Origin of the sequence: Pseudomonas putida (assembly GCF_001976065.1) — a bacterium.
Classification (GTDB): domain Bacteria; phylum Pseudomonadota; class Gammaproteobacteria; order Pseudomonadales; family Pseudomonadaceae; genus Aquipseudomonas; species Aquipseudomonas serbica.
Window position 1 is genome coordinate 643,248 of record NZ_MNAH01000002.1, and the last position, 12,456, is coordinate 655,703.

Genomic DNA, 12,456 nt, shown 5'->3' on the forward strand with positions numbered 1-12,456 from the left:
TCAGTGCTCCTGTTGATTAGGTTTTAAAGCGGTCAGATCGAGATGGGGATAGCTGAAGCCGGTAAACGGCTGCTCGCGCAGGTTCCAGAAGTCGCCGTGTTGTGCGCCGGACTGGACACGCAACGTGCCACTGGCGTTGACCTGGCCAATGCGTTCGCAGCGCACGCCTTCAAAGGCAAAAGCGCTCTGCACTTGCGGCCAGTGACGCTCATCCAGCGTCATCAAAAAGCCATAGCTGGGAAACACCTGAAGCCAGCGAGCGAGGTCGGCATCCGCAGGACAGGGCAGCGCAGATAAATCGACTGTCGCCCCGCAGCCGGTGGTTTCCAGCAACATCAACAGGCTGCCGAGGACACCGGCGTTGCTGATGTCTTTGGCCGCGTGCAGCCGCTCGGCTTCGGCCAGGCGCGGCAGCACGTCGAGCTTGCTGCGCAAGCGTTCGGCGGGTATGCCTTCGAAGGCTTTCCAGTACGTGCTGTCGGCATGCCAACGCCCTTCAAGGTCCACCGCCATGGCGATGATCTGGCCGGGACCGACATGCAAGGTCGACAGTATTTTTCGGGCGATGCCGGTAATGGCCACCGCCAGCGCAGCCGGATTACCCGCGGTGAGGCTGGTGTGCCCACCGGCCAGTAGCAATCCGTAGGCTTCACACGCTGCGCGAATGCCTGCCAGCAATTGCTGCGCGGCCGCGTCGTCGTGATGCCAATAAGCGTTGACCAACGCCGTGGCGCGACCGCCCATGGCGGTGATGTCGCTGACATTGGCCATGACCGCCGACCACCCGGCAAACCACGGTGCCGCCTCGACGAAGGCCGGCAACATGCCTTCGATGGCCAGAAGCTGAAAATGATCGCCACAGGCAATCGCTGCCGTGTCATCGCCGGGCAGGGCGTAAAGTTGCTCGCGGGTCAGCGCTTGTGTTGCGCTGCCGATAACGGCCGCAGGTTGCTGGATAGCCTGTTTCGAGCGCATCGCTGGGGTGTTGCGCAAGGTCTCGAGCAGCGCGGGTAAATCAACGACGTCAGTCATGGCGAGCCACCTTCAGCGCACGTAATGACACCTGGCGCGGCATCAACGGGTAGCTCGGCAAATCCGCCTGCATCAGGCAATGCGGCTGGCCGAGCAATTCCAGTTGTTCGAGAGTTTGCCAGCTCAAGCCGTGAAAGTAGGTTTCGTTTTGCGTCTGTACAGTGGCGCGAAACACCTCGCAACCCAGGTCCTTGGCCCGAGACACCGCTTCATTGACCAGCGCCCTACCAATCATGCTGTGCCGCCGATACGCCGGCGCTACGCACAAGCGTCCGCCGTACCACAAACCCGGTTCTGGCTGATAGATGCGCACCGCACCGACCACCTGATCAGCGATGCCGCAATTGCCGGCCAAGGCGACGATGGCGATCGCCTGGAAATCATGGCTGTCTTTGTCCTGCACCAGCAGTTGTTGCTCATCGGAAAACACCGAGCGCCGTAGGGCGAAATAGGCCTGTTTCTCCCACTGTTCGCTGGCGGGTTTGACCAGCAATTCACCGGCACGGAACGGTTCGAACGTGCTGTCGACCAAAGCAAAGGCGAGATTCAGCATGGGTTCTCCGGCTTATTCGTAGCTTTTCAGGGCCGAGCACGCGCCACATTTTGCGCAACCGGCGTTGATCTGATCAGAGTGCAGACCGTGACGACGCAGGCTCGCGCCGATCTGCGGATAGAGCCGGGCCATCATCGCGCTGTCGGGTTTCGGGTGATGAGCCAACGGTGTGCCATCTATGGGTACGAACGGCACCACGAACGGGTACACACCCAGCGCGCATAAACGCTCGCTCATTTCACTGATCGCTGCTTCGCTGTCACCCAGGCCGGCGAGGATGTAAGTGCTGACCTGGCCCCGACCGAAGACTTCGACCGCCGCACTGAAGGCTTCGAAATACCGGCTCAACGGGACTTCGGCCTTGCCCGGCATGATCCGTTGGCGCACTTCATCGGTGACCGCTTCCAGGTGCATGCCGAGCGACACTACGCCGCTGTCGGCCAAGCGTTGGAACCAGTGATCGTCGTCCGGCGGCTCGCACTGGGCTTGAATCGGTAGAGCGACCACAGCGGTTACCGCCGCGGCGGATTCACACAAAATCGCCGCGCCACGGTCCGGGGTTTGTGGAGTGCCGGTGGTCATCACCATGTGCTTGACGCCGTCGAGTTCCACTGCAGCTTTTGCCACTTCGGCCAGTTGCTGCGGACGTTTTCGGGCAATGGTCTTACCCGCTGCCAGCGACTGGCCGATGGCGCAGAACTGGCAGGAACTGCCGCGGTCATTGAAGCGAATGCAGTGCTGCAACACCGTGGTCGCGAGTACATCATTGCTGTGCAACGTGGCTATTTTCCAATAAGGGATGCCGTCGGCAGTGCTCAAACCATAGAACTTCGGCACGCCTGGCATCTGCACCTGACCGACCTGCAGGCCTTCGCGAAAGATCAGCGCCTGGCTGCCATCGGCGCTGGGTTGCGCTTGATAGGGTGAATCCTGCGAGGCCTGATTGAGGATCGGCACCATCATGGTCCGGCTGCCAAAACTCAGCGCCTTGTGATCCGACGGTCCCGCGCCACCTTGCCGGGACAAGCCGTTCTGCGCAGCCGGCCAACGCACGCCATGGCATTGCAGTTCAGCGAGCAATTCATTGGTTTGCATGATCGGACTCCTCGTCGGCAACCGATGCAAAGGGGCCGCCGCGCTCATGGACATGCGCCGTAGGCGTGCGGTCGATCAACAGGCTGAGCAACTCCGGACGGCTGTAGTGCCCGACCGAATCCATCATGCGTTTGCGCTTGTCGATCAGTGCCAGATCGAGGTCGGCAATCACCACGCCTTCGCCGGAACGCAGCGGTTCTCCGAGCAATTTGCCTTCGGGAGAGACGATGGCGGTGAAGCAGCCACCCGAAATCGGGCCGAGGCCGCAACCGGTGTCCTGCATGATCTGGCCCTGCTGATCGGCATCCAACCATGCGGTGGCGTTGACCACGAAACAGCCGGATTCCAGGGCGTGATGGCGGATGGTGACTTCGATTTGCTCGGCAAAAATATCGCCCACCAAGGAGCCGGGAAACATCGCAGCGTGGATCTGCTCGCCGTCCGCCATCAAGGCGTAACGGGCCAGCGGGTTGTAATGCTCCCAGCAGGCCAGCGAGCCTATGCGCCCCACGGCACTGTCGATCGCGCGCAGTCCCGAACCATCGCCCTGACCCCAGACCATGCGTTCGTGGTAGGTCGGGGTGATCTTGCGTCGATGCTGAATCAGGCTGCCGTCGGCATCGAACAGTAATTGCGCGTTGTAGATCGTGCCGCCATCGCGTTCGTTGACGCCGATGGAAACGACCATCCCCGCTTGCTTGCAGGCCTCGCCAATCGCCAGCGTGGCGGCGGATGGCACCGTGACCGATTGATCGAGCAATTTGAGGTGCTGTGCGCCCATGGCAAACGCCGGTTGCACAAACGAAAAGTACGGGTAGTAAGGCACCACCGTTTCCGGAAACACGGCGAACTGCACGCCTTTTCGACCGAGTGCGATGATCTGTTGGCAGACCTTGTCCACGGTGCCTTCGCGGCTGTAAAGCACCGGGCTGATCTGTACGGCGGCTGCGCGAATAATGGCCATGAGGGTTCCTGAGGTCAGTAGTGTTTGTAAGATCGACAACAGTCCTGTAGGAGCTGGCTTGCTTGCGATGCGGGCGGTGCGGTGTATCAGACGCACCGCCATCGCGAACAAGCTCGCTCCTACATATCAGGCCGTCCAGGTATCGATAATCATCGCGCCCTCACGGCGCATCAGCAGGCGCAGGTCCATTACGTCCAACGGATTGATCGGGCGGATGCCTTCGATCAGGGCTTTTTCGGTCTGCCCGTACAGGGCTTGCAGGGCGAAGCGGCAGGCGTAGACCTCACCGCCCTCTTCCATGAACTGAATGAGTTGCTTGTTCACTGCCAGATGACCAGGGAACGCTTCGGCCCCCAAGGTCGGGAAACCGCGCTGCACGCCCAATTGCACACCTGGCCCGTAGAGCAGGATTTTGGTTTCGAAGCCTTTACGCAGCAGACGCTTGGCCTGAAGCATATTGACCAGGCCAATGGAGCCCTCGAAGGCGATGGTGTGGAAGGTGATCAGGACTTTTTCGCCGGGCTCGGCCTTGATGTCTTCGAAGACTTTCTCTTCGTAATTGACCAGGAAGTCGCCGTCTTTGTAATGGGGGATGTCCACGGTTGGCATAGTGTCGCTCTCCAGTTGCTTCGTGCTTGAACGCCAGCCTGGGTTGGCTGCCGGGTTATAGGAGAGAGAGCGAATGCCGTGCCAGGAAATAAAATTATTTTCTGTGCAGTGGTAAGTGATTGATTAGGTTACGAATGACAATCTGATCCGGTTTTATATTGCGTATCTGATGCTATCGGTGAATCACGCATTCCCGTAGAAATACGAATATTCGTAGCGGCCAATCACGAGACTTCGTAGCCATGACTGAAATAGACTCTCTCAACGGCTGGGCCGATCTGGCGTATTCCTCACGGCACATGGTGTTCGAGCATTGCGCCGAGGCCATCGCGCTGCTCAACCCGTTTTCTGATCGGCTGGGTGACCTGAACATTGCTGCCTGTAAGTTGCTCGGCTACCCGCGTCAAGAGTTGCTGGAACTACCGGTGAGCAAGCTGTTCGGCCATCAATTGGCCGACCTGATCGTGTTCACCCAGGCAGTGATGGACAAAGGTCGTGGCTGGACCGAAGAGTTGAGTTGCAACTGCAAAAGCGGCGAGCGCATCGAGCTGGAAATCTCCGCCACCATCTTGCAGATCAAGGGTGAGCAGCACTTGATTCTGGTGATGCGCGAGTTGAGTCATGAAAAGTACCAGCGCGACCAGGCGCATACCGAGCGCACCATGCGCGGCGGGCTGATCGAGTGGCGCAACATTCTCAACCTGTTTCAGGAAAGCGAGCGCGATAACCAACTGTTGCTCAGCTCCGTGGGCGACGGCATCTACAGCATCAACAGCGATGGCCTGGCCACCTTCGTCAACCCGGCAGGCGCGCGCATGCTGGGCTGGGAGCCGCAGGACATGATCGGCAAGAACATCCATCGCATCCACCACCATACTCACGCGGACGGCAGCCATTACCCGGTCGAAGAGTGTCCGATCTACAAAGCCGTGCGCGACGGCGTGGTTCACGAAGGACGTCAGGAGGTGTTCTGGCGCCGAGACGGCAGTTCGTTTCCGGTGGAATTCACCAGCACTCCGGTGATTTCCGACGGCCGAATCGTCGGTGCGGTGGTGGTGTTTCGCGACATCACCGAGCGGCGAAGCACCGAAACCCAACTGCAAAATGCCCTGGATGAACTCAAGGTCCTCAAGGAGCGGCTCGAAGAGCAAAACGCTTATTTGCAGGAAGAGATTCACATCGAGCACAACTTCCGCGAGATCGTCGGCCAGAGCGAGCCGATCAAAAAAATCATCAAACAGATCGACGTGGTCGCCCCCACCGATGCCAGCGTGTTGATCAACGGCGAGTCGGGTACGGGAAAGGAACTGATCGCTCGCGCCATCCATCAGGCCAGCCGTCGTAATGCCAGCCCGCTGATCCGGGTCAATTGCGCGGCGATTCCTGCCGAATTGTTCGAAAGCGAATTCTTCGGGCACATTCGCGGTGCCTTTACCGGCGCTGTGCGAGATCGCGTCGGGCGCTTTGAACTGGCCGATGGCGGTACGCTGTTTCTCGACGAAATCGGCGAAATCCCGCTGGAGCTGCAAAGTAAACTGCTGCGGGTTTTGCAGGAAGGCCAGTTCGAACGGGTCGGCGAAGAACGCACCCGCAAGGTCGATGTGCGGATCATTGCTGCGACCAATCGCGATCTGCGCCAGGAAGTCGCTGCGAAGCATTTTCGTGAAGACTTGTATTTCCGGCTCAACGTTTTCCCGATCCAGTCTCCGGCGCTGCGTGAACGTCCGATTGATATTGCGCCCCTGGCGGCGCACTTCCTCAAGCAGACCGGCAAGCGCCTGAACATGCCAGGGCGGCGCTTGCGTAACAGCGATATCGAGCGGCTGCAAAGCTACTCCTGGCCGGGGAATATTCGCGAACTGCAAAACGTCATTGAGCGCGCGCTGATCACCTCCGTCGGGGCGGATCTGAACCTGGACTTGCCCGACGAACCTAAAACCACCGTCACCCAAAAGCCTTTCCCCTCGTCCCAGATCATGACTGACGCGCAGATTCGGGAGCTGGAGCGCAACAACATGCAGGCCGCGCTCAAGGCCTCCGACGGCAAACTGTTTGGAAAAGGTGGCGCAGCCGAACTGCTGGGCCTGAAACCCACGACCTTGGCGTCGAGGTTCAAGCGGCTGGAAATCAAGTTGGAGAACTGATTCGATCGTGAGCATGGTTTGGCACTTGACCACGCAATCTCGTAAAAGCCTCTACGAAAATTCGTATTTCCACGCAATTACGTAATTTCTGCGACGCCATCAGCGATGCGCAGGCGTATCGGATACTAAAAAATAATATTTATTATCAAATAGTTAGCGATTATCTTGAAACCATCAACGTGCTGGCACGACCTTCGCTTCTGAGTGCTGCAACCGATAAGCCAAACGGGCCATCGATAACAGCAGATCCAGGATGCCTACCATGCCGACAACCTCTGCTTTCACCGTCTCACGTTCAGAAACCTACCTGGCTTCGATGCCCAACCTGGCCTTCACCGGCCTGTCGGAAAACTGGTTATTGAAAGAGTGCGGGCATCAACATTGGCTCGCACTGGCCCAACTGCATGATCGGCCTCTGCCTGATTTCGTCGATGAGCAAGGGCGCATCGCCTATGCCGCGTTCACCGCAGTCAAAACGTGGAATTTACAGCTGGAAGCCATCATCGAGAATCGCTCGTTCCAGATTCATACGCGGATCGGGCGCGGTGGACAGGCCCGGCATTACAGCGAACATGAGGTTAGACTGGGTGATCGCCTTGTGGGGCAACTGGCATTGCTGTCCACCTTTGTGAACCGTCAAGTACCGGGTGATAATCGCAGTGTCAGCAAAGCATGTTTGAACGGCACTCAAGTACGCGCGACCCCGTTACCTGAGGCGTCGCAAGCACTGCAAGCCGACAATCGTCGAATACGCAGCGGCGACTGGTGCAGTCATTTCGGCATTGACCGTCAATCAACCGAAGCGCGCGTGTTTGATTTTACGCCCTGCCCTGACATCGACTTCAACGGTGCCGACCTTCTGTACTTCGCCAACTTTCAGGCCCTGGTCGAACGTGCGGAATGGGCACTATTGGGATTGCGTCGCCCCGGCCACATTCGTCAACGCGAGCTGCACTTCTACGGCAACCTCAATATCAGCGACAGCGTGCACCTCAGACTGCACACCGGCCAGTCAGGTCATCGAGAGTTGCACTGGTGTGAAGTGTATCGGCGCAGCGACCTCTTCAAGCTGGCTGACATTTTCACCAGGAAAATCCACCTCTCCGATTGCAGCCGACCATGAGCCATCCCCCTCTCTGGCGGCCCGAAGGCCTGCGACTCAAGCCGGTGTACCACGGCAGTGACCTGGACGGTCTCGAGCACCTGCACAGCCTGCCCGGCAAAGCGCCTTTTGTGCGCGGCCCCTATTCGAGCATGTACCCGGAAAAACCTTGGACCGTGCGCCAGTACACCGGATTCGCGAGTGCCGACGCCAGCAATCAGCGTCTGCGGCAACGTTTGTCCGAGGGCGCAACGGGTATATCACTGGCCTTCGATCTGCCGACTCATCGCGGTTACGACTCAAGTGATCCGCAATGGCAGGCGGATGTCGGCAAGACTGGTGTCGCCATCGATAGCGTCGAGGACATGGCCGAACTGCTAGACGGCATTGCTCTGGACCAGGTGTCGGTGTCACTTACCATGAACGGCGCAGTGCTACCGGTGTTGGCAGCGTTCATCGTTGCCGCAGAAGAATCCGGCGTCGCTGCGACTCAACTCAGCGGCACGATCCAGAACGATATTCTCAAAGAGTTCACGGTACGCAACACCTACATTTTTTCGCCACAACCCTCAATGCGCATTACCACGGACGTGATCGGCTACTTGAACGAACACGTTCCGCGGTTCAACCCGATTTCGGTGTCCGGCTATCACTTTCAGGAGGCCGGTGCGGATGCGGTGCTGGAGCTGGCATTGACCTTGGTCAACGCCAGAACCTATGCCGAGGAGGTGCAAAAAAGCGGGCTGGACCTGCAAAGTTTTTGTGAACGAATCAGTTTCTTTTTCGGCATCGGCAGCGACTTTTTCACCGAAATCGCCAAGTGTCGCGCGGCCCGTCTGCTATGGTCCGAAATTACCCAGGCCCTGAACGTGCAGAGTGAAAAAGGCCGGGCACTGCGCATGCACTGCCAGACCTCAGGCTGGTCGCTCTGTGCTCAGGATCCGCTCAACAATGTCACGCGCACTACCGTCCAGGCCATGGCCGCGGTATTTGGCGGTACGCAGTCTCTACACACCAATGCCTGGGACGAAGCCTTGACCTTGCCCAGTGAGGCGTCGTCTAGGTTGGCCAGCAATACCCAGCATATCCTGCAGCAGGAAACCGGACTTTGTGATGTGGTTGATCCTTGGGCGGGGTCCTACATGATGGAATCCCTGACGGCGCAAATGGCTATGGAGGTTCGCCAACGGATGGCGGAAATTGATGCTCAGGGCGGGGTGTTCCAGTCGATAGCGTCCGGTTGGATCAGTCAGGCCATCCACCTTCAGGCCCTGGCCACCCAGGTCCGACTCGATAGCGGAATTCAACGGCGTGTTGCTGCAAGTGAGCAAGCGCACGCGGCGCCAGAGTCAGCGTCAGCCGTGGACAGCCAGGCACTGCGCGCCCGACAGTGCCGACGCCTTAGTCGCTTACGCCTGAGGCGCGACACCGCTCGGGTTGAAACCCTTCTGGATTCGATCACTGAGTGCGCACGCTCCGGTCAGGGCAACCTTCTGCAGGTGACCATGGCTGCCATCCGGGCACGGGCGACCCTCGGCGAATGCACCCAGGCCCTGGAAAAGGTATGGCCACGTTTCCGGCAGGGCCTGAGCTTTCACGCAGATTTTTACGGCCCCTCTGTGAGTCAGCACCCGGGTTGGGCGCGGGCAGGTGCACGCCTCTCGACCTTTGTCGCGCACCAGGCTCGGCCGCCGAGGATTCTGCTGACCAAACTAGGCCAGGACGGACATGACCGAGGTATTCGGCTAATTGCTGCGGCACTGGCCGATGCCGGCTTCGAAGTGCGCCTTCTGCCCTTGTTTCAAACACCGATTCAGTTACTGGAATCCTTGGATGAAGAAAACCAAGTGGACCTGATCGGGATTTCGAGCCTGGCGGGGGGGCACCAGGAACTACTCACTGAACTGTTGAGCCTGTTGAAAAAACGTGAGCTCGACATATCGGTGGTCGTGGGAGGAATCATTCCAGAAGCCGATGCGCGTCAGTTGCTGGACTTGGGGGTCAAGGCCTGTTTCGGTGCAGGACAGGAAATGATTGAAATTATTCAACAAATGGTCGATTTGCTCGTTCCTCCTCATTCGCAGCTCGGCACATCAAATCAACCCCACTCTGAGGAACCGTTAACTTGCCCTACTCCGTCAGTAACGCCACGTGACTGCGATTGGTAATTAACTCACTCATCGTAAACGATGACTGGGAACCGCCAATTAAAAAATGCGCCACTATGGGGGACACAACGAGAGCTGTTGTGAATTAATGATCGCGAAACTTCATTTGCCGACGACGCTAAATAGATCGTGGATATAAATTTACTACCCGAAGTAGACGCTGCGCGCCGACCGGGATAAATATATTTATCACTGACATTACCACCACAATAAATCATGGATGTTATCACCGTCGCACGCTTTTATAATGCAGAAATAAACAATTTCTTATCGCCAACTCATTGACTAGCTCACATCGAGATAATGCGACGACCCGATAGTTCATAACGCATTAGTAATTAAGCTACGTTGTTGATTTTTTCTCAACCGAAAGCGGCCAAAAACTCCGTTGCCTGTATTGGTCAAGCCAATTAATTTGGACGACAGATCACTGTCCGGTTTAACTCCTAACAATAAGAGGAAGATGAAAATGCGTATCGCCGTCCTTAACGATATTCACAATGCCTACGAACATACCGCAGGCATTCGTCGACTGCGTGAACACGCGCAGGTTAAAATCTTCACCGGCCCGCTCAGTGGGCCCGGCGATCTGAAAGGCTTCGATGCGGTCATCGCCAATCGCGAGCGCACTTTGTTTACTGCCGAGTTTATGGAACAGACACCGGAACTTCGCATCATCGCTCAAACGGGTAATCACGCTTACCACATCGATCTTGAGGCCGCGCAGCGGCTAGGTATCGTGATTGCCAAGGCCACTGGAGGATTCTGCACCAGCGCAGGCGAGTTCACGTTCGGATTGATGATGGCCTTGATGAGAGAAATCCCATGGGTCGACAGCGCCGTCAAACGTGGTGAATGGCCAACGCCTATGACTCGGGTCCTGCGCGGCAAAACGCTGGGTATTGTGGGTATGGGTAACATCGGTCGTTACGTATCACAGGTTGCCCAAGTATTCGGCATGAATGTCGTAGCGTGGGGGCCGAGGCTGACGGGGGAAGACGCTGCGGCGGTTGGAGCCCAAGCATTGGAGCTGGATGACCTGATGAGACAGTCCGATATCGTTTCGGTACATGCCACGTTGGCCCCGGAATCCCGCGGGTTGATTGACGCGCGCCGCCTGGCCCTGATGAAACCATCTGCTTACATCATCAACACTGCGCGCGGTCCGATTATCGATGAAGCCGCACTTGTGCGAACGCTTGCAGAAGGTCGGATCGCAGGCGCTGCACTGGATGTGTTCGATCAGGAGCCCTTGCCAGCAGGGCACGCCTTGACTGGTCTTTCGAACGTCATTCTCACGTCCCATCTCGGCTGGCCAACCGATGAGATGTATGCACAGTTCGCTGATGCCGCAGCTGATGCACTACTGGGTTGGAAGAAGGGTATTGATGTCCCACGCTTCCTGCCTCATCACTGATCACTTCGCAATTCCCCCCAGGGCCGATTGGCCCTGGTCTAAAACAAGAATAAAAAAGAGGTGGCTTCGATGCTGACCCTATTGATTTTATTAGCGATCCTGGCGTCCATCGGTGTCGGCTACTGGCTCAACGTGAACACTGGGCTATTGGCGATTGTTTTCGCCTATTTCCTTAGCGTTACTACCCCCGGTACGACCCTGAACGAACTGATCTCACTTTGGCCTACCAAACTGTTTTTAATCATTTTTGGAGTCACGTTCTTCTTCGGCTTTGCCATCGCTAACGGCACACTTGAGCAAATTGCAAATCGTGTGGTCTATGCAACACGCAATCGCCCTGCGGCTATTCCTTTTGCCTTATATGGATTGGTGATGCTGATTTCTGGCGTAGGGCCGGGACACTATGCTGTATTTGTTTTTCTCTCCCCGTTGGTTATGGCAGTTGCGAGCAAGACTGGTATGAGTCGACTACTAGGCGCTGTGATCGTCGTATGCGGAGGAATGGCCACCACATTCAACAGCATTAGTCTTGGAGGTCGAGTAACTCAGGGGATATTCGAACAAATGGGCTTCGACACCGCTACTGCCGATCTCTTCACCCATCAACTGCTACTGGACTCACTAATTGTACAGACCGTTCTTTTTGTTGCAGCCTACGTTTTGTTGCAAGGCTATAAGACCCGATGCCTGGTGGCGGATGCACCCCCCCCGTTAGACGAAGTACAACGTAAAACGGTAGTTTTGGTACTCGTCATACTGGGGTTGGTCATCGTACCGAGCCTTCTGGCAGCGATTATTCCAGGGCAGGGTCTACTCGCAACTGTCAGAACCGCCGTAGATCCAACGTTTATCTCATTGCTAGGCGTAGTCTTGGCGCTGTTTTTCAAAATCGGAGATGAACGCACTGCCTTGGCTAAGGTGCCGTGGTCGATCATCATATTGCTGTGTGGCATGGGGATGCTCATCTCCGTCGCGACGCGAGCCGGCACCATCGATGCTTTATCTCAATGGCTGGGATTACACGTCGGATTCAATTCTGTGGTTTACGCCACGGGTATTTGCGCGGGGATCATGAGCTTCTTCTCAAGTACGCTCGGCGTAGTCATGCCAACGTTATATCCAATCGTCCCAGGCTTGGCCGCAAAGACTGGTGTTAGTCCAACGGTGCTGTTTTCTGTGATTACTTCGTGCGCAATCATGACCGGTTTTTCACCATTCTCCTCAGCGGGTGCGATGGCGCTGGCAGGTGTTCAAGAAGAAGCCGAACGCAGTCGACTCTTCTACCAACTCTTCATGGTTCCGCTGTTGGGTGTAGCGGTTGTATTCACATTGGCATTCTTGAGCGTGCTGGGCTGAGTGATCGCAGGCAGAG

Annotated in this window: 10 protein-coding genes; 5 read left to right on the forward strand and 5 right to left on the reverse strand. The window is 57.0% G+C overall.

The window, feature by feature from the left end:
* The 5 genes from BKX96_RS09450 to BKX96_RS09470 all read right to left on the reverse strand — a co-directional run bounded on the left by BKX96_RS09450 (position 1) and on the right by BKX96_RS09470 (position 4,253).
* On the reverse strand, positions 1-1,032 hold the full coding sequence (locus BKX96_RS09450) for a sll0787 family AIR synthase-like protein (RefSeq protein WP_077183592.1): 1,032 nt from the start codon (positions 1,030-1,032) through the stop codon (positions 1-3).
* Positions 1,025-1,585 (reverse strand): MSMEG_0567/Sll0786 family nitrogen starvation N-acetyltransferase, encoded by a 561-nt coding sequence (locus BKX96_RS09455; RefSeq protein WP_077183594.1) that lies wholly within the window; start codon positions 1,583-1,585, stop codon positions 1,025-1,027. Before BKX96_RS09455 ends, BKX96_RS09450 begins: the two co-directional genes overlap by 8 nt.
* A gap of 12 nt (positions 1,586-1,597) precedes the next feature.
* Entirely contained in the window at positions 1,598-2,680 is a 1,083-nt protein-coding gene (locus BKX96_RS09460; protein ID WP_077183596.1) for an MSMEG_0568 family radical SAM protein, read from the reverse strand.
* Positions 2,667-3,644, reverse strand: a complete 978-nt coding sequence (locus BKX96_RS09465) for a Nit6803 family nitrilase (protein ID WP_077183598.1) — start codon at positions 3,642-3,644, stop codon at positions 2,667-2,669. The genes BKX96_RS09460 and BKX96_RS09465 overlap by 14 nt, the downstream gene beginning before the upstream one ends.
* A gap of 126 nt (positions 3,645-3,770) precedes the next feature.
* On the reverse strand, positions 3,771-4,253 hold the full coding sequence (locus BKX96_RS09470) for an MSMEG_0572/Sll0783 family nitrogen starvation response protein (protein ID WP_007969977.1): 483 nt from the start codon (positions 4,251-4,253) through the stop codon (positions 3,771-3,773).
* Between the two features lie 242 nt (positions 4,254-4,495).
* Here BKX96_RS09470 and BKX96_RS09475 point away from each other — a divergent pair, with 242 nt between their 5' ends.
* From BKX96_RS09475 to BKX96_RS09495, 5 genes are all read left to right on the forward strand, one after another.
* On the forward strand, positions 4,496-6,397 hold the full coding sequence (locus BKX96_RS09475; protein ID WP_077183600.1) for a sigma 54-interacting transcriptional regulator: 1,902 nt from the start codon (positions 4,496-4,498) through the stop codon (positions 6,395-6,397).
* Between the two features lie 262 nt (positions 6,398-6,659).
* On the forward strand, positions 6,660-7,520 hold the full coding sequence (locus tag BKX96_RS09480) for a Pnap_2097 family protein (RefSeq protein ID WP_077183602.1): 861 nt from the start codon (positions 6,660-6,662) through the stop codon (positions 7,518-7,520).
* Positions 7,517-9,667, forward strand: a complete 2,151-nt coding sequence (scpA, locus tag BKX96_RS09485) for a methylmalonyl-CoA mutase (RefSeq protein WP_082240477.1) — start codon at positions 7,517-7,519, stop codon at positions 9,665-9,667. The genes BKX96_RS09480 and scpA overlap by 4 nt, the downstream gene beginning before the upstream one ends.
* A gap of 463 nt (positions 9,668-10,130) precedes the next feature.
* The gene (locus BKX96_RS09490) at positions 10,131-11,084 is read left to right on the forward strand and encodes a D-2-hydroxyacid dehydrogenase family protein (protein ID WP_256721440.1); all 954 of its coding nucleotides are present in this window, start codon (positions 10,131-10,133) and stop codon (positions 11,082-11,084) included.
* Positions 11,085-11,153: 69 nt separating this feature from the next.
* Positions 11,154-12,440, forward strand: coding sequence for an SLC13 family permease (locus tag BKX96_RS09495; RefSeq protein ID WP_077183606.1), 1,287 nt, complete (start codon positions 11,154-11,156; stop codon positions 12,438-12,440).
* Positions 12,441-12,456 lie beyond the last annotated feature (16 nt).